16 protein-coding genes and 1 riboswitch are annotated in these 22,782 nt (G+C 72.3%); of the genes, 6 read left to right on the top strand and 10 right to left on the bottom strand.

Annotated features, from left to right (window positions below; translation table 11 throughout):
- Positions 1-67 precede the first annotated feature (67 nt).
- The 6 genes from ACFY1L_RS08310 to ACFY1L_RS08285 form a co-directional block, all read right to left on the bottom strand.
- Positions 68-2,017 (bottom strand): hypothetical protein, encoded by a 1,950-nt coding sequence (locus tag ACFY1L_RS08310; protein ID WP_388819996.1) that lies wholly within the window; start codon positions 2,015-2,017, stop codon positions 68-70.
- Between the two features lie 260 nt (positions 2,018-2,277).
- Positions 2,278-3,309: a hypothetical protein gene (locus ACFY1L_RS08305; protein ID WP_388819993.1), complete on the bottom strand. Its 1,032-nt coding sequence runs from the start codon at positions 3,307-3,309 to the stop codon at positions 2,278-2,280.
- 291 nt (positions 3,310-3,600) lie between these two features.
- Positions 3,601-4,797, bottom strand: a complete 1,197-nt coding sequence (locus tag ACFY1L_RS08300) for a VWA domain-containing protein (RefSeq protein WP_388819991.1) — start codon at positions 4,795-4,797, stop codon at positions 3,601-3,603.
- A gap of 145 nt (positions 4,798-4,942) precedes the next feature.
- Positions 4,943-7,816 carry a DUF5682 family protein gene (locus tag ACFY1L_RS08295; RefSeq protein WP_388819988.1) on the bottom strand — a complete coding sequence of 958 codons (2,874 nt, stop codon included), beginning with the start codon at positions 7,814-7,816 and terminating at the stop codon, positions 4,943-4,945.
- Between the two features lie 13 nt (positions 7,817-7,829).
- The gene (locus tag ACFY1L_RS08290; protein WP_388819986.1) at positions 7,830-8,009 is read right to left on the bottom strand and encodes a hypothetical protein; all 180 of its coding nucleotides are present in this window, start codon (positions 8,007-8,009) and stop codon (positions 7,830-7,832) included.
- The gene (locus ACFY1L_RS08285; protein ID WP_388819984.1) at positions 8,006-9,145 is read right to left on the bottom strand and encodes an AAA family ATPase; all 1,140 of its coding nucleotides are present in this window, start codon (positions 9,143-9,145) and stop codon (positions 8,006-8,008) included. Before ACFY1L_RS08285 ends, ACFY1L_RS08290 begins: the two co-directional genes overlap by 4 nt.
- Positions 9,146-9,278: 133 nt before the next feature.
- Here ACFY1L_RS08285 and ACFY1L_RS08280 point away from each other — a divergent pair, with 133 nt between their 5' ends.
- Both ACFY1L_RS08280 and ACFY1L_RS08275 read left to right on the top strand, forming a co-directional pair.
- A complete protein-coding gene (locus tag ACFY1L_RS08280) occupies positions 9,279-10,634 on the top strand; it encodes an SWIM zinc finger family protein (protein ID WP_388819981.1) in 1,356 nt (451 codons plus the stop codon).
- 64 nt (positions 10,635-10,698) lie between these two features.
- Entirely contained in the window at positions 10,699-12,315 is a 1,617-nt protein-coding gene (locus ACFY1L_RS08275; RefSeq protein ID WP_388819978.1) for a DUF5691 domain-containing protein, read from the top strand.
- A 152-nt stretch (positions 12,316-12,467) separates the two neighbouring features.
- On the opposite strand, the gene ACFY1L_RS08270 is transcribed toward ACFY1L_RS08275, so the two are convergent.
- On the bottom strand, positions 12,468-12,884 hold the full coding sequence (locus ACFY1L_RS08270) for a cobalamin B12-binding domain-containing protein (RefSeq protein ID WP_388819976.1): 417 nt from the start codon (positions 12,882-12,884) through the stop codon (positions 12,468-12,470).
- A gap of 476 nt (positions 12,885-13,360) precedes the next feature.
- On the opposite strand from ACFY1L_RS08270, the gene ACFY1L_RS08265 reads away from it, so the two are divergent.
- On the top strand, positions 13,361-14,227 hold the full coding sequence (locus ACFY1L_RS08265; RefSeq protein WP_388819973.1) for a lipase family alpha/beta hydrolase: 867 nt from the start codon (positions 13,361-13,363) through the stop codon (positions 14,225-14,227).
- Positions 14,228-14,464: 237 nt separating this feature from the next.
- Positions 14,465-15,922, top strand: coding sequence for a M23 family metallopeptidase (locus ACFY1L_RS08260; protein WP_388821120.1), 1,458 nt, complete (start codon positions 14,465-14,467; stop codon positions 15,920-15,922).
- A gap of 57 nt (positions 15,923-15,979) precedes the next feature.
- Here the strand turns inward: ACFY1L_RS08260 and pcrA are convergent, their stop codons facing one another.
- Both pcrA and ACFY1L_RS08250 read right to left on the bottom strand, forming a co-directional pair.
- On the bottom strand, positions 15,980-18,466 hold the full coding sequence (gene pcrA / locus ACFY1L_RS08255) for a DNA helicase PcrA (RefSeq protein WP_388819970.1): 2,487 nt from the start codon (positions 18,464-18,466) through the stop codon (positions 15,980-15,982).
- Positions 18,467-18,588: 122 nt separating this feature from the next.
- Positions 18,589-19,668, bottom strand: a complete 1,080-nt coding sequence (locus ACFY1L_RS08250) for a ScyD/ScyE family protein (RefSeq protein ID WP_388819967.1) — start codon at positions 19,666-19,668, stop codon at positions 18,589-18,591.
- Between the two features lie 285 nt (positions 19,669-19,953).
- Positions 19,954-20,102: riboswitch (cyclic di-AMP (ydaO/yuaA leader) on the top strand.
- A gap of 8 nt (positions 20,103-20,110) precedes the next feature.
- Between ACFY1L_RS08250 and ACFY1L_RS08245 the strand changes: the two genes are divergently transcribed.
- Together ACFY1L_RS08245 and ACFY1L_RS08240 are read left to right on the top strand one after the other, a co-directional pair.
- Positions 20,111-21,268, top strand: a complete 1,158-nt coding sequence (locus ACFY1L_RS08245; RefSeq protein WP_388819965.1) for an NlpC/P60 family protein — start codon at positions 20,111-20,113, stop codon at positions 21,266-21,268.
- Between the two features lie 123 nt (positions 21,269-21,391).
- A complete protein-coding gene (locus ACFY1L_RS08240) occupies positions 21,392-22,417 on the top strand; it encodes a tellurite resistance/C4-dicarboxylate transporter family protein (RefSeq protein WP_388819962.1) in 1,026 nt (341 codons plus the stop codon).
- On the opposite strand, the gene ACFY1L_RS08235 is transcribed toward ACFY1L_RS08240, so the two are convergent.
- Positions 22,395-22,748, bottom strand: a complete 354-nt coding sequence (locus tag ACFY1L_RS08235) for a hypothetical protein (RefSeq protein ID WP_388819960.1) — start codon at positions 22,746-22,748, stop codon at positions 22,395-22,397. The two genes, ACFY1L_RS08240 and ACFY1L_RS08235, sit on opposite strands and share 23 nt — an antisense overlap.
- Positions 22,749-22,782: the final 34 nt, after the last annotated feature.

Below are 22,782 nucleotides of genomic sequence, written 5' to 3'. Positions count from 1 at the left end.
GGCGTGCGTCCGGACGAACCGACGGCTTTCGGCCGTCCGGGTCCTTGGGCCCGCGGAGTCGATGCGGTCAGACGCCGTACGGGTTGCCGTGGTGCAGGTGCTGCGCGTAGCCCGGTGTGACCGACTCGGTGACGCCCTCGACGCCGGTGACGGCGTGGCCGGCGAGGGGGCCGCCGGTGGAGCGGACGGTGTCGGTCAGGTCGCCGGTGAAGGGCGCCACCTGGCTCACGACGCCGTGGGCGAAGGGGTCGACGTCGCCGACGACGCCGTACGCGAAGGGCGTGACATCGCCCGCGACGCCGTACGCCAGCGTCGTCGCGCTGCCACCGACGCCCTGGACGACGGGCTCGACGAGGTCCACGACGGGCCGGGCGGCCTGCGTGACGCCCTGCGCGAACTGCGGCACCTGGCCGGTGACGCCGTACGCCAGGCCGGTGGCATCCCCGGCCACGCCGTACGCGAGCGGTGCCACGTCGTCGGCGATCCCGCCGGCGAACGGCCGCACGTCGCCCGTGACGCCGTACGCCAGCCCGCCCGCGTCCGCCACGGCCTGCCCGGCGACCGGCAGCACGCCGTGCACGGCGGTGTCGGCCACCGGCGGCAGCACGGTGCCCGTGACATCGCCGGTGACCTGACCGACCAGACCGGTGGCGTACGGCGGAACGTCGGCGACGACGCCGGCCGCGACCGGCGCCACGCCGTACACGGTGTCCCCTGCGGTGGACTGCACGTCGGACACCGCGCCACCGGCGACCGGCACCACGCCCTGGACCACGCCTGCGGCGACCGGCTGGACGCCCTGGACGACCCCGCCCGCGACCGGCCGGACGTCGGCCACGACGCCGTACGCCAGCGCCGTCGCGGCGTCGACCGTGTGACCGGCGGTCTGCCGGACCCCGGTCACGGCGCCGCCCGCGACGGGCAGCACGCCGCTGACGGCGCCCGTGGCGACCGGTGCCACGCCGTCCAGGGCGTGCGTTGCGGTGGGCGCGACCCCGCCGACTGCCTGGCCGGCGACCGGGACGACGCCCGCGACCGCCTGGGCGGCGACCGGGGTCACGCCGTTCACTGCCGAGGTCACGACCGGCGGAACCGCTGCCGCGGCCGTCTCCTCGACGATCGGGGTGACCGTGCCGGGAACGCTCTTGACGGTGCCGACGACCTGCTGCGCGACCCCGCCGACCGTGCCCGTGACATGGCTCGGGACGGCCGCGACGGAGGCCTGGGCGGCGGAGGCGACGGTGCCTGCCTCGCCCTGCGCGAGGGTTGCGACTCCGGCGGCCCGGCCCTGGGCGCCGGTCGCCGCGGTCTGCGTGACACCGGTGACACCGGCCGCCGTGCGTCCCGCACCCGCGACGGTCTGCTGCGCCTTCGTCCGTACGACGCCGTCGACGCCCTGCGTCTGGGTGCGGGCCGCCGACTGCACGCCCTGCAGCTTCGTCTGGGCGGCTGCAAGGACCTGCTCGAGCTCCGGCGCGAAGGCGGCGAGGGGGCCGAAGAGGTAGTCGATGTCGCCCTGCGGGGCGCCGCCGGTCGCGTCGGAGACGGTGCTGTGAGCTTGGTCGGTGGCATCGGCGGCCTTGGCCTGCGCGGCGCGGGCGGCCTTGGCGCCCTGGATCGCGGCGGCGCCCTTGATCTTGGTGGCCTTTTTGGCGGCCTGCGGGACGGGGACCTTGGCGTCGACGTACTTGCGGGCCTGCTCGGCGGTGCCTGCGGCCGGCGTCTTCTGCGCGGTGCCGGCGGTGTCGGTGGCCGTGGACGTCGCCTTGGCGGCGGTGCCGTCGACCGTTCCGGTGACACCCGAGACGGTGTCCTGCACGCCGGTGACGACGCCGTCGACCGTGTTCGTGACGGAGTCGGTGAGCGTGCCGAGGGTGCTGTCGGTGTCGGTCGTCGTGTCCGACACGGAGAGGGAGGAGGAGGGCAGTTCGTCCGCGCTGGCCGCGGCGGAACCGAGCGCCCATGCGCCGGTCACGCCGGCTGCTATGACGATGGAGCGGCGGATGTTCTTGTTCATGCTTGCGTCAGATCCTTCGGAACCTCGGAGGCGCCGAAGCTCCGCGATCTCAGGGGAGATCCGGGGAGTTCCGGGGCTTCTTGGGAGGGCTTGGTGACATTTCCGGCGCCGGGCTCCGGTGTGGTGGTCCGGGGAGTTGAGGACCGGAGGACCAGTGGAGTCGGCGGCTTGCGTCCGGACTTCGTCAGGGGTGTCCGGACGGTCGGGCAGACCTGTTCCGCCCCCGCGCGGCAGGTCCGGTGGCGGGGGAAGTGCCTGCCCTAGGCGGGGGAAACGGGAATGTCCCGGTGCCTGTCCCGGGTCTCGGCCGCGGCTGCGCGCGCGGCGGCGCCGGGCAGGAGCCGCAGGGGCGCCCGGTGGTTCAGGGCGACGGCGTGTCCGTCACCGTGCCTCTGCGTGCCGTTGTCGACGGCGGACGGGCTGCCGAGCGCGCCGGTCGGGTCACCGTCGGGGGCCGGGTGGGCGGGGGCGGTCCGGGGACCGGTGGCCTGATGTCCACCGCTCTGTGTCAGGTTGTGGACGGCGTCGAACTCCGTGCCGAACCGCGGCCCGTATGCCGTGCCGCTCGCCTCTGCCCCGGCTGCCCCGTCATGGCCCCCCGAGGAACCGCCGCCCGTCGACGACTGCCCCGCCGAGCCCGGTTGCGTGACCGGCGCCGGCAGGGTCTGGCCCGGGAGGACAGGCAAGCCGGGTGAGGTGGGCAGCGACGGCAACGTCGGGAAGGAAGGCAGGGACGACAGCGGCGGTATCTGCGCGGTCGCCTTGCCCAGGCCCTCGGTCACGGTCTCCACCAGGTCACCGACCGGGCCGACCTTGCCGGGAACGCCCTTGACCGTGCCGACGACCTGCTGCTCGACCGCGCCGACCGCACCGGTGACGTCGTTCAGGGCGGTGGAGACGGAGGCCTGGGCCGGAGCGGTTGCGTCGGGCTTGGCGTCAGCCGGTGCCGGGGTGGCAGGAGGCGTCGGCTTCGGCTCGGCCGGAGTGTCCGGCTTCGGCTCGGCCGCGGACGCCGCCTGATGCCCGGACGGTGCCACTGGAGCGTTCGCCGGCCGGCCGACCGTACCGTCCGTCAACGACCTGACGCCGACCGCCGAATCCGTCGAAACCGCGGACACGACCTCGGACGAGGAGACGACCGGCGCCCCCTCCGCCGCATGCGCCTGCTCCCCGCAGAGGAAGCCGAGCGCGAACAACCCGCCCACCACGACCGCCACTTGCAGCGCACGCCGTCCGGCCGCCGTGCGCATCACGCGCAGAGCGGCAACAGGCAAGGCTGCCGGCCAGGTCAAGAGGAGGTCCTCCCGTGCGGCGGAACGGGTTGAGCGAACTTCGCGCAACGAGCTACGAGTCGGCGCGACGCGGTACGGGTGAGCGGAGCAACGGCGCACCGCTGACGAGGCGTCGATCCTCGCACGGCACTCCCGAGGTTGCGCAAGCCCTCTGTTACCGATGGGTAGTCATGTCCGTTTTGCTGGGCCAAGTCGGACGACGACTGGTCGACAAATCGTCAGCGAACGCTCCCTGTCGGCCCGATCCTCACGACGTTCCCACGTCCCCGTCACGCCGTTCCCGCGTCGCCGTCACGCCGTGTCCGGTATCGGCAGCGGCCGCTTCTCGATCGCCGCCGCCATCACCTCCGGGAACAGATCGGGCGTGCAGGCGAACGCCGGCGCCCCCAGCGCGGCGAGCGCAGCCGCGTGCTCCCGGTCGTAGGCGGGCGCCCCTTCGTCCGACAGCGCGAGCAATGTCACGAACTGCACTCCCGACGCCTTCATCGCCGCGACCCGCTTCAGCATCTCGTTGCGTATCCCGCCTTCGTACAGGTCGCTGATGAGCACGACGACCGTCTCCGCGGGCCGGGTGATCTGCGACTGGCAGTAGGCGAGCGCCCGGTTGATGTCCGTACCGCCGCCGAGCTGCGTGCCGAACAGGACGTCCACCGGGTCGTCGAGCTGGTCCGTGAGGTCCACGACCGCCGTGTCGAAGACGACGAGCCGTGTGTCGATCGACCGCATGGACGCGAGCACCGCGCCGAACACGGACGCGTACACCACGGATGCCGCCATCGACCCCGACTGGTCGATGCAGAGGACGACCTCCTTCTTCACGGACCGGGAGGCCCGCCCGTAGCCGATGAGCCGCTCCGGCACGATCGTCCGGTACTCCGGCAGGTAGTGCTTGAGGTTGGCCGCGATCGTGCGGTTCCAGTCGATGTCGTGGTGGCGCGGCCGGTTGATACGGGCGCTGCGGTCGAGGGCGCCGGTGAGGGTGGCCCGGGTGCGGGTGGCGAGCCGTTTCTCGAGGTCCTCGACGACCTTGCGCACGACCGCGCGTGCCGTCTCCTTCGTCGTCTCCGGCATCGCCTTGTTGAGGGAGAGCAGCGTGCCGACGAGGTGCACGTCGGCCTCCACCGCCTCCAGCATCTCCGGCTCGAGCAGCAGCGCGGACAGCCCGAGCCGGTCGATGGCGTCGCGTTGCATGACCTGTACGACGGAGGAGGGGAAGTACGTCCGGATGTCCCCGAGCCAACGCGCCACGGACGGCGCCGAAGCACCGAGCCCCGCCGAACGGTCCCGCCCCGCCTGCCCCTGCCTGTCCCCCTTCCCGTACAGCGCGCTCAACGCCCCGTCCATCGCGGCGTCCCGCCCCGACAGCCCACACCCGGTGCCGTCGGCCGAGTCACCCCCGAGCACCAGCCGCCAGCGCCGCAGCCGCTCCTGGGCGGGGTCCATCACGGCGGTGGCGAGGGGTTCGGTGGTCGTGGTGTGGTTGTTCATCGACGCGCCCCCGTGTGCGGCCGAGCCCAGAGCGGGATCACCGCGACGGCAGCGGCTGGACGGTCCTCCGCACGGGCTCCGCTCCCCTCCCTGCCTGTGGCCACCACGCCCGGCCTCTTGTGCGCTTCCCTCAGCTCGTCGTTCGTCATCCCGCCACCCCCACAAGGTCGTTGTCGACGTCGTTCTTCTCTGTGTTCTGTTCCGCTCCGTCCAATCCCAGCCCCAGCAGCAGCCGCACCACCGGCAGCACGGCGTCCGCGCGCCCGGGGTCGAGATCGGCCGCGAAGCCGGGTATGCCGGAGCCGGCCGCCGTCACGCCGCTGCGCTGCCCCGGTCCGCGCCGGACGAGTTCGCCGAGGGTGCGACGCACCCCGGGCTCGTACGCCGAGAACGTGCGCCGCAACAGAGGCAGCACGTCGGTGAACGCCGCCGCCGGAACCCCGGTCAGCCAGGCGTCGACCAGCCCGAGCAGCCGCTCGTCGTGCACGAGCAGCATCCCGCCGCCGGAGCCGCCGCCGACGAAGCCCTCGATCCACGCGGCCGCGTCGCCCGGCGGCGTCCCCGGCGACAGCACGAGCCCCATGAGCAGCGCGGCCTCGTCCTGCCCCAACTCCCCGTCGTCCAGCAGAAGCCGCACGGCCCGCCCCCGGACAACGCCGGGCACGGTGTCCCGCCCGGACAAGACCCGCAGCACACCTTGCCAGCGCCGCCGCAGGTCGCCGGGGGCCGACGCGGGGACATCTGCCGCCGACTCCGGTGTCGCGTGCCCCGACGAGGGGGCACCATCCGCAGGCTCCTCTGCCACGTGGCCCGGCGTGGTAGCACCATCCGCCGACTCCGATGCCGCGTGCCCCGACGCGGGAACAGCATCCGCCGACTCCCCAGCCACGTGGCCCGGCGTGGTAGCACCATCCGCCGACTCCGCAGCCACGCGCCCCGACGCGGGGCCCTCAGCCGGCGGCCTGATCGTCGCGTGCTCCGGTGCGGAGGCCTCAGTCGCCGAGGGCTCCTCCCCCGGGTGCCCGGCCTCACGAGCATCACCGGACGACTCCGCAGCCGCGTGCCCCTTCCCTGAGGTGTCGGCCGCCAAAGGCGCCCCTGCCCCATGTCCCGCTGCCACGGCGTCAGTTGGCGAGGCAGCCGCCCGGTGCGTCCGTGCCGAGACCTCGCCCAGCAGGCCCACCGCCCCGTGCACCGCGTCCACATGGCGGCGCATCTCCTCGGCCGCGTCCGTGTCCAGGGCGGCGCAGGCCGGGGGCAGGCCGACGAAGATCCGCTCGGCGAGGCCCGCCGCAACCTCTGCCAGCGCCCCGGTGTCCGTGCCCCGAACGTCGCCGTAGCGCAGGGAGCGGACCAGGGCCGGCAGGGCCTGGGCGAGGTGGCCGACGTCCGCGTCGAGGGCCGCCCGGTCGGCGAGGACCCGCATCACCACGGGCAACGCCTCCGGCAGTTCGGCCAGCAGGCAGCGCTCGGCGAGTGCGGTGACGTCGGCGAGCCCCTGCGCGGCGACGGCGTCCGCCTCCGCCTTGGCCGTCGCCGCGGCCGACACCGTGGTCCCCCACACCCCGGCCTCGGCGACCCGCACGGACAGCTCCGGTTCCCAGCGCAGCCGCCACGTCTCCCGGAACGTGCCTGTGCTGCCCCGCGAGGCCACCGGCTCGCCCCACTCGACGCCCAGCAGCCGCAACCGGTGCAGCAGCCTGCTGCGCCCGGCGTCGGTCTCCTTGCGCAGGTCGAGCTCCAACTCCCGCTCCAGGGCTTCCGGTTTGAGCCGCAGTCGGCGCTGGATCCGGTCGAGGTCCCGCTGCAACGGCACCGCGGGCGCCGCCTGCGGCACCTCCCCCAGCACGTCCCCGACGACCAGCCGGTCGTGCACCAGGGACAGCGGCACGTCCGAGCCCTCGCACATCACCGCCCGCACCGCGTCGGTCGTCTCGCTCAGCCCGGCCAGCGGACGGCCGCGCATCGCTGCGAGGGTCTCCGCCAGCCGCACCGCCTCGATGACATGCGCGGAGGAGACGATCCGGTCCTCGTCCCGCAGCAGTCCGGCCACCTTGGTCATCCATCGCTCGACCGGCCGGTCCGGCGCACCGAACAGATGCCCGTACCAGCCCGGCGAGTCGATCCCCGCCCCGTACCCGCTGAACCGCGACAGCCTCCGGTACGTCCACGGCACCCATGTCATGTCCGTCTTGACCCTGGGCAGCCCCTTCAGCAGCGCCCGGTCGGCGGTGACGGCCGTCTTCTGCCGCAGCGCGGGCACATGCCAGGCCCCGCACACGACGGCCACCCCGTCCTCGAACTCCCGCTGCGCCGCCCGCACCTGGAGCCGCATGTACGCCTCGCGCACGAGGTCCCGGTCGTGGCCCCCGCTCCCGTACACCTCCCGCAGCGCCCCCATCGCCTCCTCGAGCACGGTGAACGGCGCGAACGCGTCCCCCTCGCCGGCCCCCCGGTGCTCGACGACGTCCTCCCACCAACGCTCGGGGTCGTCGTAACCGGCGGCTTCGGCGAGTACGGCGAGGGGGTCGACGCGGACATCGGCATCACCTCCGTGCCCATGGCCCGGCCCCTCGTCCGGGTCGGCCTCAGTTGCCGAATGGGCGTCGCCCTCCTGCCCGTTGTCCGGTCCCCCTTGCGGCTCGGCCCCCGTTTCGCTCCCCCACGCCAGCGTGTGCGACGCAGGCAGGTCGATGAAGCGCGCCGGGACCTCGTGCTCCACGGCCCACCGGATCGCGACCCACTCGGGGGAGAACTCGGCGAGCGGCCAGAAGGCCGAGCGGCCGGGCTCGTCCACGGCGTGGGCCAGCAGGGCGACCGGCGGCCGCATGTCCTCCTCGGCGGCCAGCGGGATCAGCGCGTCGGCCTCCGGGGGCCCTTCGATCAGCACGACCCGGGGCAGAGCCGCGTCCAACGCCGCCCGCACCGCCCGCGCCGACCCCGGCCCGTGATGCCGCACACCGAGCAGCAACGGCCCGCCGCCGGTGGCCCCGCTCCCGCCCTTCCCGATCCCCGTCACACCGTCCCCCTGGTCATCGCCGCCACCAACTGCCGCCGCCGCACGTCTTCCTGACGCCCTCTCTACCGCTGCCGTACCCGACGTCCATACCGTCCTCGTACGTCATCCGCGCCGATCCGCCCGACCCCTGGTTCCCGCCCGATCCGCCCGACCCCTTGTTGCCGCTCGCACGCCCCCACCCCAGGTCGTTCACGCACTCACCTCCCGGCAGGCCCGGTAGAAGTCCGTCCAGCCGTCGCGCTCCCGCACGACCGCCTCCAGGTACTCCTGCCAGATGACTCGGTCGGCCGCCGGGTCGCGGACGACGGCGCCGAGGATGCCCGCGGCGACATCGCCGGCCCGCAGCACGCCGTCGCCGAAGTGGGCGGCCAGCGCAAGCCCGCCTGTGACCACGGAGATCGCCTCCGCCGTCGACAGCGTGCCGCTCGGCGACTTGAGCTTCGTACGGCCGTCGGACGTGACCCCGTCCCGCAGCTCGCGGAAGACGGTCACGACGCGGCGGATCTCGTCGATGCCGTCGGGTGCGGCGGGCAGGTCGAGGGAGCGGCCGATCTGGTCCACCCGGCGCGAGACGATGTCGACCTCGGCCTCGACGCTCTCGGGCAGCGGCAGAACCACCGTGTTGAAACGGCGGCGCAGGGCGCTGGAGAGGTCGTTGACCCCGCGGTCGCGGTCGTTGGCCGTGGCGATCAGGTTGAAGCCGCCAACCGCCTGCACCTCCTGCCCCAACTCCGGTATCGGCAGCGTCTTCTCCGACAGGATCGTGATCAACGTGTCCTGTACGTCGGCGGGGATGCGAGTGAGCTCCTCCACTCGCGCGGTCATTCCCTCCGCCATGGCCCGCATGACCGGGCTGGGCACGAGGGCGTCGCGGCTCGGGCCGTTGGCAAGCAGCTGCGCGTAGTTCCAGCCGTACCGGATCGCCTCCTCCGGCGTGCCCGCCGTGCCCTGCACGAGCAGGGTCGAGTCGCCGCTGACCGCCGCGGCCAGATGCTCGGACACCCAGGTCTTCGCGGTGCCGGGCACGCCGAGCAGGAGCAGGGCGCGGTCGGTGGCGAGCGTGGTGACTGCGACCTCGACGATGCGGCGCGGGCCCACGTACTTCGGTGAGATGACCGTGCCGTCCGGCAGGGTGCCGCCGAGCAGATACGTCGCCACCGCCCACGGCGACAGCTTCCAGCGGGCCGGGCGCGGGCGGTCGTCCTGCGCGGCCAGCGCGGCGAGTTCGCCGGCGAAGGCGTCCTCGGCGTGCGGCCGCAACGCCTCGGCCGGCTCCTTCGCGAGTACTTCGGCTACTTCGACGGACGTCGGTTCCACGGACACAGACATGGCTGAGGCCCCCTCCAGCTCGGCCGGTTCGGATCTGTCACCAACCGTGCACCACGCCACTGACAATGCGTTCCGACCTGCGCAAACGCGTTCGCGAGGCCGATTGTCAGTGGTGGGATCTACCGTCGAAGACATGACTCAGCAGGGGGTGCGCTGGAGCGCGGATCAGGTGCTGGCACTGGCGCCTGACGCCGCATCACGCAAAGCGGGAAGCAAACTCGGCGCGGCGGGGCCGTGGTCCGAGGCGGGGAGTTCCGACGAGGGGACGGTGTGGGGGCTGTGCAAGGGCAGTGGCAGCAAGCCGTATCAGACGGTCGTCGACATCGCGGACGCGGCGGGCCCCGCGTACAAGTGCAGTTGTCCGAGCCGAAAGTTCCCGTGCAAGCACGCCCTCGGGCTGCTGCTGCTCTGGGCGGGCGAGGACGGTGCGGTGCCGGCGAGGCAGGCGCCGGACTGGGCGGAGCAGTGGATAGAGGGGAGAAGGCAGCGCACGGAGCAGAAGCGGGCGGCGGACGCGGCCGGTGCCTCGTCCGCCTCCGCTGATCCGGAAGCGGCGCGACGGCGGGTCGAGCGCCGGGCCGAGCGCGTCACCGCGGGCGCGACCGAGCTGGAGCAGCGCCTGGCGGACCTGCTGCGCGGCGGCCTGGCGAGCGCGGAACAGGCGGGATACGGGCTGTGGGAGGAGACAGCGGCCCGCATGGTCGACGCCCAGGCGCCCGGACTGGCCGCGCGGGTGCGGGAGTTGGGGGCGATCCCGTCTTCCGGACCGGGCTGGCCGGTGCGCCTGTTGGAGGAGTGCGCACTGCTCCATCTCCTCGACCAGGGCTGGCTGCGCCGTGAGCAGCTGCCGGACGGCCTCGGGGCGACGGTCCGTTCCCGCATCGGCCTGCCCGGCACGGCGGACGGCCCGCCGCTGCGCGACCGCTGGCTGGTCCTCGCCCAGTACGACACGGCGGACGCACGCCTGACGACCCGCCGGATCTGGCTCTACGGCCCGGAGTCGGACCGCACCGCCCTGCTCCTCTCCTACGGCGCCGCGGGCCGCGCGCCCGAGCTGGCGCTGCCCATGGGGCTGGCTCTGGACGCGGAGGTGTCCGCCTATCCGGGTGCAGGGCAGCTGCGGGCAGCCCTGGGCGAGCAGTTCGCACCGCCGGCACCGGCGGTGACACGGCCACCGGGAGTGACGACGGCCCAGGCGGCCGCGCGATACGGCGAGGCGTTGCGGGACGACCCGTGGCTGGACTCCGTCCCGGTCACGCTGGAGCGGGTCATACCGGTCCCGGACGGCGACTCCTGGCAGCTCGCGGACGCCGACGAGGACGCGGCGCTGCCGCTGACTCCCGCCGTCCGGGCCCGTCCCGGCCTCTGGCGCCTGGTCGCCCTCTCGGGGGGCGCCCCCGTCAAGGTCTTCGGCGAGTGCGGCCACCGGGGCTTCACCCCGCTGACGGCCTGGCCCGAGGGCGCGGGCGAGGCGGTGCCGCTGTGCTGAGCCGACGGTCCGGGGACTGCCGTACGACGCCCGCAGGGACGGGCACTTCACGGAGGGGAACCGCATGAACAGCACGTCCACGCCCGTGGATTCGCCCGCGCCGGGCGTCTGGGAGGAGCTCGTCACGGCGGCGCTGCTCGGGACCGAGCGGCGCACGCCGCCGGGCGGTGCGTCCGGGCGGGAAGCACCGGTGGCGCTGCTGGACGCGGCGGCCGTGGAGACCGTACGGAGACGGGCCGGGCTGCGGCCCGCGCGGGCGGCCGGCCGGCCGGAGCCGGCCGCCGAGGACCCGCGCCCCGCGCTGCCTGCCGCGGCGGCCCGCAGGCTCGCCCTGCTGCTGGCCGACCGCCCCGGCACGGGCGGCGGCCGCAGAGGCACCGCACCCGACCTCATGGAGCTGCTGCCGCAGTGGCTCGCGGCGGCGAACGCCCGTGGTTTCGCACCACCCCCGCAGGCACTGCCCGCACTGCTGGACGCGGCCCGAGGGCGTACGGACCTCCGCCCGGCGGCGCTGGCGTTCGCGGGGCCACGAGCCGTGTGGCTCGCCCGGCTGAACCCGGACTGGAGGTTCGCCCTGCGCGCCACGCCGGGCGGAGGCGCCGCACTGCCGCAGCCCGAGGACACGGAGCAGACCCGGCGGCTCTGGGAGGAGGGCCTGTTCGCCGAACGGGTCGCGCTTCTGTCCGCCCTGCGCTCCCGCGAGCCCGCCGCCGCGCGCGAACTGCTCACGACGACCTGGCCGACGGAGCGGGCCGAGGACCGCCTGATGTTCCTCGACTCACTGCGCACGGGACTCGGCCCACAGGACGAGCCCTTCCTGGAACAGGCGCTGTCCGACCGCAGCCGCAACGTGCGGGCGACGGCGGCCGAGTTGCTCTCCGCCCTGCCGGGTTCGGCGCTCGCGGCGCGTATGGCGGTCAGGGCCGCCGCGTGTATGACGGTCGACGACGCGCGGGGCACTCCGAGGATCGCCGTCGGGGCACCGCGCGAGTGCGACGCGAGCATGGAGCGCGACGGTGTCGTGTCCAAGGCACCGGCGGGACGGGGTGAACGGTCTTGGTGGTTCGGCCAGTTGGTGGAGGCGACACCGCTCGGCACATGGTCCGGGCGGCTCGGCGGGCGCACTCCCCGGGAGATCGTGGCGCTGCCGGTGGCGGACGACTGGCAGGGCGAACTGCACGCCGCGTGGTGCCGGGCCGCCGTACGGCAGCGGGACGCCGAGTGGGCCCGGGCGCTCCTCGGCGCCCCCTCCGCGCCGGAGGCCGGCGGGCCGGGAGCGGTGTCGCTGGCGGAGCGCGCCAAGCTCCTCGCCACGCTCGGCGCGGCCGAACGGGCCGACTGGGTGGCCGGGTTCATCGCGACGCACGGGCTGTCGGAGGCGTTTCAGCTGCTCGGGGTGTGCGCGGTGCCATGGACCGCGCCGCTCGGGCGGGCGGTGGTCGACGCGCTCAACATCGCGCGGGACGCGGGGAGTTACCCATGGAGTTTCAGCGGAGTGATGGGCCTGGCCGAGCGCTGCCTCGACCCTTCGGAGGCGAGCCGCCTGGACGGTCTGCTGGCAATACCGGACGAGTCCGAGGATGCGTCGCCGGGGGCGGGCGGCTACTGGGCAGAGGCGTTTCAGCGCCTGGTCACGACGTTGCGCTTGCGGGCGGCGATGGCGGAGGAGCTGGAGGCATAGAGCTGTACGTCTTCAGTGCCGGTCGGCTGCACCCAGCCCGTCCGGCGTTCGAGGACGAGGCTTTTCGGGCCGACCGGGGGTCTGGGGGCGGAGCCTCCAGGGGCGGCCACCCCAGCGCACCCGCACTGAACAACGGCCGCACCGCCGGAGGCCTACGCCCCGGCCGGCTGCCGAACGTTCGCCCGCACCCAGTCCACGATCGACTGTGTGGTCGCCCCCGGCGTGAAGATCTCCGCGACGCCCTTCTCCTTCAGCGGCGCGATGTCCGCCTCGGGGATGATCCCGCCGCCGAAGACCAGGATGTCCTCGGCGTCCCGCTCCTTGAGCAGTGCGATCACCGCGGCGAAGAGCGTGTTGTGGGCACCGGAGAGGATCGACAGCCCGATCGCGTCGGCGTCCTCCTGGATCGCGGTGTCGACGATCTGCTCCGGCGTCTGGTGGAGGCCGGTGTAGATGACCTCCATACCGGCGTCGCGCAGCGCCCGCGCGATCACCTTGGCTCCGCGATCGTGGCCGTCGAGCCCCGGCTTCGCCACCACCACGCGGATCGGACCGGCTGCCACACCCATCACTGCCTCCATGAAGCGACTGCATCCATCCCTACCGACAAGTACTGCAGTACCCACACCGGCCGGGGAAGTGAACGAACGTTATCCCCAGCATCCCGCAACCGGCAGTTTCGCGCTGTGGACCGAGGGGGAAATCACACGGTGGGACACGTTCACCGCGCACCGTTCCGATGGGAACACGCGCAACGGGAGCCGCAACGAGGTCGCCGCACCACCGCGCCGCAGGCCGCGCGCCGTGGGGGTGCGGCGCGTCGATACAGGCATGAAGGGCACGTAGGGCAGGTCAGCGGCGTCACAGGCGCAACGAGCACCAGAAGCACTACCCGCACAACCCGTACCACCCGCGCCGCATTCGCCGCACACCGGACTCACCCCACGCGCCCCCCTCATGCCCCGTCGACCGCCTCCGTCGCGACTTCCCACGAGGGCACACGGGGGACAGAGCCGTCCTCCTGCGTGCCGACAGGAGGTCGGCCATGAAGGTCACCAGGGCAGCGTTGCCCTTTCTTCCGCTCTGCCAGCGGCTGCTCCCGAGCAGACTGGCAGGTCTCTCCCTGGCCCTGCTGAAGGCGACCGCCCTGGAGCTCGCGATCCTCGCGGGCCACCTCCTCCTCTATCCGTCCGGCATCACCCAGGAACGCCGGGGATCGGCGGCCCCGCTCCCCTCGCCGGACGGCGCAGCACAGCTGCCGACCGAGTCCAAACCCCCGGTCGTCCTTCTCCACGGCTTCATAGACAACCGCTCGGTCTTCGTGCTGCTGCGCCGCAGCCTCGCCCAGCACGGCAGGCAGCAGGTCGAGTCCCTCAACTACTCGCCGCTGACCTGCGACATCCGCACCGCCGCCGAGCTGCTCGGCCGGCACATAGAGGAGATCTGCGAGCGCACGGGCAGCAGTCAGGTCGACATCGTCGGACACAGCCTCGGCGGACTGATAGCGCGGTACTACGTGCAGCGGCTCGGCGGCGACCTCCGCGTCCGCACTCTGGTGACGCTCGGCACCCCGCACTCCGGCACCCGGGTGGTGCCGCTGGCCAACGCTCACCCGATCGTGCGCCAGATGCGCCCCGGCTCCGACCTGCTCGAGGAACTAACCCGGCCGGCGCCCGGCTGCCGTACGCACTTCATCAGTTTCTGGAGCGACCTCGACCACCTGATGGATCCGTTGGAGACCGCCTGTATCGACCACCCCGACCTGATGGTGCAGAACGTGCGGGTGAGCGGGATCGGACATCTCGCCCTGCCCGTGCACCCCGCGGTCGCGACCGGGATACGCCAGGCCCTCGACGCCGAACGGACGGGAGCCGAAGCCGCCGCACACGCCGGCGGCCTGACAGTGGCCTGACCGCATCCCGAACAGCCGACTGACAGCCAATCGATATCGAACGACTGTCGAACACAAGGCCAAACCCGTGCCCGCACTCCCCCGAAACACGGCCGAATGCCCGTTTCCTGCGCGCACGAAACCTGTTGAAGATTGTCGAGCCCGCATACCGGCGGGTACAGTCACCGCACTGCTCTGGCAGCCCCTGTTGTCGAGGCGAAAGAGAAGTTGGTGAACGACCGTCACCCGTCGGGGATCATGACCACCCCGGCTCCGGCTTCCGACGCCGCCTCGGCGCACTACGCGTCGTACGGCACCCAGGAAGCCCAGTACGGCGAATTCACCACGCACGGCAACTACGACGCCAGCGGTTTTGCGACCGGCGCCCACGCCACCGCGACCTTCGACGCGGACCCCCTCTTCGGCAGCCTCCCGGGCCAGAACACCGGCTCGTACGACTCCGGTCAGTGGGCGACGGGCGGTCACCAGACGCTGAACTACGACCTGTACGCGGCCCAGCACCACGCCGCCTACGACACCGGGGTCTACGAGACGACCGCCTGGAGCGCCGACTACCAGCAGCTCTCCGCCATCCCGCCGCAGTCCACCGGGCACGACACCTCCGGCCACTGGGACGCGAGCGCCTGGCTCCAGCCCGACGGGACCGGCGGCGCGGCCGACCAGACCCAGCACTGGGAATGGGGCACGCAGACCTTCGACACCGGGGCGTACGACGCCACACAGTGGAACTCCGACGGTCCGGCCGACGGCGCCACGACCGCGGGCGACGACCACGAGCGGCAGGCCGATCAGGTCTCGTACGACGAAACCGGCTACGACGAGACCGGCCCGGACGGCGGCCGGTTGGACGCCACCGGCGAGCTGCCCGCTGTCGCCCCGCTCCTCGACGACGCTCCGCTCCTCGACGACCAGGAGGAGGTCACGCCGGTCCCGGCGCCGCGCGCGGCCTCCCGCGGCGGGGCGCGTTCCCGTCGCCGTACGCCTCCCAAGCGGTCCGCGCTGCTGACCATCGCCGTGCCGTCGGCGTGTGTGATGGGAGTGGCGGGCATCGCCGCCGCCTCCGTGGGCACGTTCAGCGGCGACAAGGACACCTCGACGACCGCGTCGGACGCACAGGCGGTGAAACCGTCCGCCGCCAACAACAAGCTGGACACGCAGATCCAGAGCCTGTCCGCCGGCGCCGACGACTTCGCCGACCGGGCCAGCCGTACGCAGGAGCGCATCGACCTCAAGGCGCAGCAGGCGGCCGAGAAGAAGAAGGCGGCGGCCGAGGCGGCCCGCAAGGAGCGGCTGCGCCCCAAGTACGTCCTGCCGGTGACCCAGAAGGGGCTCAGCGCCTACTTCGGCCAGGCCGGCATCAACTGGATGTCCGTGCACACCGGCATCGACTTCCCGGTGTCGTACGGCACGACGGTGATGTCCGCGACCGACGGCACCGTGCGCACACAGTGGAACAGCGCCTACGGCAACATGATGATCGTGACCGCGAAGGACGGCACGGAGACGTGGTACTGCCACCTCTCCAGCTACCGCGTCGCCTCCGGTACGACCGTGAAGGCCGGCGACCCGATCGCGTACTCCGGCAACTCGGGCAACTCGACCGGCCCGCACCTGCACTTCGAGGTACGGCCGGGCGGCGGCTCGGCGATCGACCCGCTGCCGTGGCTGCGCAGCCACGGGCTCGACCCGACCTGATCCCTTGCAACTTCCTTGTGAGCCCCCGCTGTTGAGCGGGGGCTCACTGCGTGCGGGCTACAGCTTCTCCACCGGTGCGTACCGCAGCAGCAGCCGCTTCGGCTTGGCGTCGCCGAAGTCGATCGTCGCCTCGGCGTTCCCGCCCGTGCCCTTCACGGCCACGACCGTGCCAAGGCCGAACTGGTCGTGCGTGACGCGGTCGCCGACGGCCAGCGAGACCACCGGCTTGTCGGACGCGCGGCTCGTGGCGAAGCCGGACGCTCCCGAGGCCGACGAGCGCGAGCGGGAGGACGACAGAGAGGCCGCCACGCCCGACGCCGGGCCGGCGGAGACCGGTGCCGTGGCGCCCGTCCGCTTCCAGTCGACGTGCTGGGCCGGGATCTCTTCGAGGAAACGAGAGGGCGGGTTGTACGACGGCTGGCCCCAGGCACTGCGCAACGATGAGCGCGTCAGGTACAGGCGCTCACGCGCGCGTGTGATGCCGACGTAGGCGAGCCGGCGCTCCTCCTCCAGTTCCTTGGTCTGGCCGAGGGCGCGCATGTGCGGGAAGACGCCGTCCTCCATGCCGGTCAGGAAGACGACCGGGAACTCGAGGCCCTTGGCCGTGTGCAGGGTCATCAGGGTGATGACGCCGGAGCCGTCCTCGTCCTCGTCGGGGATCTGGTCGGAGTCGGCGACGAGCGCGACCCGCTCCAGGAAGTCGGCGAGCCCGGGGGACTCCTCGCCCTCGCCCGCCTCCTGCTCGAACTCCAGGGCCACGGCGGCGAGTTCCTGGAGGTTCTCGATACGGGTCTCGTCCTGCGGGTCGGTGGAGGCCTGCAACTCGGCCAGATAGCCGGTCCGTTCGAGTATTGCCTCGAGGACGGTCGCCGGGCCGGCGCCGGACTCGACGATCGTACGGAGGTCCTCCATCAGCGTGTTGAACCGCTTCACGGCGTTGGCCGACCGCGCGGCCATGCCGTACGCCTCGTCGACGCGGCGCAGCGCCTGCGGGAAGCTGATCTTCTCGCGCTGGGCGAGGGCGTCGATCATCGCCTCCGCGCGGTCGCCGATGCCGCGCTTGGGGACGTTGAGGATGCGGCGCAGCGGCACCGAGTCCTCGGGGTTGGCCAGCACCCGTAGGTAGGCCAGGACGTCCCGGACCTCCTTGCGCTCGTAGAAGCGGACGCCGCCGACGACCTTGTAGGGCAGGCCGACGCGGATGAAGATCTCCTCGAAGACACGCGACTGGGCGTTCGTGCGGTAGAAGACGGCGACGTCTCCCGCCTTCGCCTCGCCCGCGTCCGTCAGTCGGTCTATCTCCTCGGCGACGAACTGGGCCTCGTCGTGCTCGGTGTCGGCGACATAGCCCGTGATGCGCGCGCCCGCGCCCGCGTTGGTCCACAGGTTCTTGGGGCGGCGGGACTCGTTGCGCTCGATGACCGCGTTGGCCGCGCTCAGGATGGTCTGCGTGGAGCGGTAGTTCTGCTCCAGGAGGATCGTCGTCGCGTTCGGGTAGTCCTCCTCGAACTGGAGGATGTTGCGGATCGTCGCCCCGCGGAAGGCGTAGATGGACTGGTCCGCGTCACCCACGACGCACAGCTCGGCGGGCAGGAGGTCGTACTCGTTGGGCGGTACGTCCTCGTCGTGCGCGCCCGTGCCGACGAGCTCGCGCACGAGTGCGTACTGGGCGTGGTTGGTGTCCTGGTACTCGTCCACCAGCACATGGCGGAAGCGGCGGCGGTAGTGCTCGGCGACGTCCGGGAAGGCGCGGAGCAGGTTGACCGTCGTCATGATCAGGTCGTCGAAGTCGAGGGCGTTCGCCTCGCGCAGCCGCGACTGGTACATGGCGTAGGCCTGGGCGAGGGTCTTCTCGAAGCCGTCGGCGGCCTGGGCGGCGAAGTCCTCCTCGTCGATCAGCTCGTTCTTCAGGTTCGAGATCTTGGCGCTGAAGGACTTCGGCGGGTAGCGCTTGGGGTCGAGGTCCAGGTCGCGGCAGACCAGGGCCATCAGGCGCTTGCTGTCGGCGGCGTCGTAGATCGAGAAGCTCGACGTGAAGCCGAGCTTCTTGCTCTCGCGGCGCAGGATGCGCACACACGCACTGTGGAAGGTCATCACCCACATCGCGTTCGCGCGCGGGCCGACGAGCTGCTCGACGCGCTCCTTCATCTCGCCCGCGGCCTTGTTGGTGAAGGTGATCGCGAGGATCTGGCCCGGATGCACGTTCCGCTCGCCGAGGAGGTGCGCGATGCGGTGCGTGAGCACGCGGGTCTTGCCGGAGCCGGCGCCGGCCACGATGAGCAGCGGGGTGCCGGAGTGGACGACGGCCGCGCGCTGGTTCTCGTTCAGCCCGTCCAGGAGCGCGGCCGCGTCGATCACCGGGCGTGGGGCGCCGTCGCGGTAATAGGCGTCCCGGTCCGGCGGCACGTCGAACTTCCCACCGAACAGATCGTCCGGAACCTGCTCCGGTACGTGATCGTCCTCGGGCGGAGGCGGGAGTTCCTCCTCGTGCCCGCGAGGGGCCTGGAGGTTCGCCAGGAAGCTGTCGTCAAAGAGGCTGCTCATCGCCTTCCGAGTCTAGGGCGCCCCACTGACAGCCCGCCGCCACCCCGAGAACATCGACGGATTCAGCGCCCCGGAGGGCCGGGAACCGGCCTCCCGGAACCCGGCCCTCCGGCCTCCCGCGCTCAGAAGCCGAGGATCTTCCAGACCTGGCCGCCCGGTGTCTTCTTGCCTTCCAGCACCGTGCCGTCACGGTCCGCGATGGACCAGGCCGAGACGTAGACCTTGCCGTCCCACGGGTCGACGGCCACGCCCGCCGGGAACGGCACCTGCACGTTCGTACGCTTGCCGCCCGAGACCTTGGTCACGACGCCGGCGAAGAGCTGGCTGACGTACAGGTCGCCGTCGCTGTTGAACGCGATGCCCGTGATCGAGCCGAAGCCGGACTTCCAGCCGAGGATCCTGCCGCTCCGGGGATCGACCTTCCACACGCGCGCGGTGGGCTTCTTGGGCTCTCCGTTGAGCTCGCCGACGTAGAGGTTGCCGTCGGGGCCGAGGGCCAGGGAGGTCGGGACGGCCTCGTGTCCGTCGTGGTTCTTGAACACCGTGAAGGGACGGGCCTTGCCACCCGGGGAGACCTCGACGAGGTCGTTGCCGGCCGCGTCCGCGACGATCCTGCGGCCGTCCGGGAGCGCGAGGACGCCGTACGGGTTGGAGTCGACGGACGCCTTGTGCGGGTTGTACTTCAGTTCTACGGCGGAGATGTCGGCGGCGATCCTGGCCTTGCCCCGCTCGATGGACAGCAGCTTGCCGAGCTTGTTCCAGGGCGGGGTGGTGGGCACGCCGGCCTCCGGCGGGGCCCAGGTCTCCACGCCCCAGACACAGCCGTTCAGGGCCGAGACGCCGTCGACGCCGACCGAGAAGCCGCCGTCGGGTGCGCCCGCCGACGGGAGGCCGTCGACCAGGCGGTAGTGCTTCCAGGCGCCCCCGTCCCAGAAGATCTTGGTGACCGCCGACGAGAGACCTATGCACGTCGGGCCCTCGGGTCCCTCCCCGAGGCACTTCTTGCCGCCGCGGCCGGCTTCGGCGACGTACAGATGACCGTTGTCGTACGAGAGCTGGCGCGGGTTGTCGAGGCCCTTGGCGATCACGCGGATCACGGGCTTTCCTCCGCCGTGGCCCCCTGCCGCGCTCGCGGGTGCGATGCCCGCGGTGGCGGCGAGGGCGACCGATGTGCCGACGACGAGTGCTGTGCGCTTCCTCATGGCCGAACCCCTCTCACCCGCCACGGCACCGGACCGTGGCTGGCTGGAAGTTAGCGGTCGAAAGCGGGCGGATGTCGTCACTCCGGTCAAAATACGTACAAGTTGACGCAGATCACTCCGTATTGGCGACGGCGAGCGACACTCTGACCAAAGGTCACGAAAATGTATCGGGCATATCGAACATCAACCTTCACAGGGGCCACACGAGTTGGCTACCGTTCCGAGCAGGCCGTACGACCCCCACCGGCGAACGTCGCCGGGCCGCGCGGCCTCCGCCGAGTCCGGGGCGCCGCCGCGCCGTCCGGAGCCGGGGACCCACCGACCTTGGGGTGAATCGGCCTAACTCCCCTCCGGGGCAAGGGCCGTAGGGCAACCCTTCCGAATCACCCGCCCGAACCCGACAGCTAACTCGGTAGGCGGAACATGGAAGGAGTCGCCACTCTTGGCGTCGCACCGCAAGTCGCGCCCCGCGGGTACGCGCGTAGCAGGCATACGCACCCCCGCCCTCGCCACCGCCGCCCTCACCTCGGTGGCCCTGCTGTCCCAGTCGGCGAACGCCGCCCCCGCCGCCGACGGGAAGCCCAGCCTCGAGGAAGTCGAGAAGAAGGTCGACGATCTCTACCGCCAGGCGGAGTCGGCCACCGAGAAGTACAACGCCGCCAAGGAGAAGACCACCAAGCAGCGCAAGCGCGTCGACACCCTCCTCGACGACGTCGCCGAGCGCACGCAGAAGCTCAACGAAGAGCGGGAGCAGCTTGGTTCCTTCGCCGCCGCCCAGTATCGGACCGGCGCCGCCGCGCCCGACACGGCGACCTTCCTGCTCGCCGACTCCCCGCAGGACTACTTCGACCAGACGCAGCTCATGGGACGGCTGACGTCCCGTCAGAAGACTGCGGTGGACGACTACTTCACCGAGCAGTCCGCGACGATGAAGAAGCGCCAGGAGGCCTCCAAGAGCCTCCGGACGCTCACCGAGACGCAGAGCGACCTGCAGACCGCCAAGTCCACGGTGCAGAAGAAGCTCTCCGACGCGCGCGATCTGCTGTCGAAGCTGACCGCCGAGGAGAAGGCGCGGCTCGCGGCGATCCAGAAGAAGAAGGAAGAGGAGGCCGCCCGCAAGGCCGCGGAGCTCGCCAAGCAGCAGGCGGCTGAGGAGAAGGCCAAGGAGGAGGCCGCGGCCCAGGACAGCGGCTCGTCCTCCGACACCGGTTCCAGCACCGGCACCTCGGACTCCTCCTACTCCACCAAGGCCGAGAAGGCGCTCGCCTTCGCCCGCGCGCAGATCGGCAAGCCGTACGTCTGGGGCGCCACCGGCCCCGGCTCCTACGACTGCTCCGGCCTCACCCAGGCCGCCTGGAAGGCCGCCGGCGTCTCCCTCCCGCGCACCACCTACGACCAGGTGAACGCCGGCACCACGGTCTCCCTCGCCGACGCCCAGCCGGGCGACCTGATCTTCTTCTACGACGACATCAGTCACGTCGGCCTCTACATCGGCAACGGCATGATGATCCACGCCCCGAAGCCGGGCGCGTACGTCCGCGAGGAGTCGGTCTACTACGGCGGCGAGTCGATCATCCACAGCGTGGTGCGGCCGGCGTAAGGCACCGGACCCACGATCACGTCGGAGCGGGCGCAGGGCCCGTGCCCTGCGCTCGCGCGCATTTCGTCGCTCCCGCGCGCGTGCCCCGCTCGCGCGGCGCCCCGCGCTCCTTAGCATCGGCCCATGTCCGGCCTCTCCCGCACATTCCTCTCGTCCCGCCTCTCCCCTTTCCGTGCCTGGTGGGCGCGGCGTTCGCCGGCGGCCGGGGCTGCCGTGATGGCGACCGCCATCCTGTCGGTCGGGCTGCATCTGACCGGGTACGAGGTGCTGTCGCGCGTGACGCTCGGGCTGGCCGGTGCCGCCTGGGTCGTGCTGGCGGCGGAGTTCGTCGAGCGGCTGGTGCGGGAACGTGAGAGGTGGCGGACGGAGGCGGGGACGCCGGGGGCGCTCACCGCCGTCGCGGCGACGTGTGTGCTCGGCACCCGGATCTCCGCACTCGGATGGCAGACCCTCGCCGAGGCCCTGCTCGCGCTGGCGGCCGTACTGTGGCCGGCGCTGCTCGTGGGCGTCGTACGGCACTGGCGGCGGCGTATGCCGGGCGCGGTGTTCCTGTGCTGCGTGGCCACGCAGGGGCTCGCCGTGCTCGGGGCCACGCTCGCCGGGGCCGAGGCGACGGCGTGGCTCGCGCACACGGCGCTCGTGCTGTTCTGGCTCGGGCTCGTCCTCTACGGCTTCGCACTGGCCCACTTCGACCTGAGGCAGGTCGTCGAAGGGGCCGGGGACCACTGGATCGCGGGCGGCGCGCTCGCCATCTCGGCGCTGGCCGGGGCGAAACTCGTCGCCGCCGACAGCGCGCGCCTGTACCTGTGGAACGACGACGACCGCGGCGTCCTGCGCGCCGTCACCGTCGCACTGCTCGTGCTGGACCTGGCCTGGTACGCCGTCCTGCTCGTCGCGGAGGCGGTCCGGCCGCGGCTGCGCTACGACGTGCGCCGCTGGGCGACCGTGTTCCCGATGGGGATGACGGCGGCGGGCACGCTGTCCGTCGCCGCCGCGCTCGACGTCCCGTGGCTCGAGACGCCCGGGGAGGTGCTGCTGTGGATGGCGGTGGCGGCCTGGCTGGCCGTCGCCGCGGGGGCGGTCCGGGCCTACGCCGCGGCGGCCACGGAACCGACCGCCGCCGAGGTCACGTCCACAGCACCGCGATGAAGATGTTCGCCGTGGTGAGCAGGCCCACCAGGCCGAACAGGCTCTTGTCCACCTTCTCGTCGTCCCGCTTCACATAGACCAGACCGAGGATCACGATCAGCAGGGCCAGCTTCACGCCGATCTTGATGTTGTTGACGTGCTGGTCGTCGGCCTGGTTGAGGCCGACCAGGATCGCGCCGGTGACCAGCATGGTCAGCGCGCCGTGCAGCATCGCCGGGACGAAGCGGGCCTCGTCGCGGCCCATCGCCTTCATCTGGGTGAGGAAGCCGCCGAGGAGCGCGGCGATGCCGACGATGTGCAGACCGACGAAGAGATGGATGAGTACGTCCATGAGGCCGGAGCTTAAACAGGGGCGCATGGGGCGC

Origin of the sequence: Streptomyces sp. NPDC001663, assembly GCF_042893105.1 — a bacterium.
GTDB lineage: Bacteria > Actinomycetota > Actinomycetes > Streptomycetales > Streptomycetaceae > Streptomyces.
Note: the sequence above shows the minus strand (reverse complement) of the source record. Positions and strands in the feature narration are given on the sequence as shown.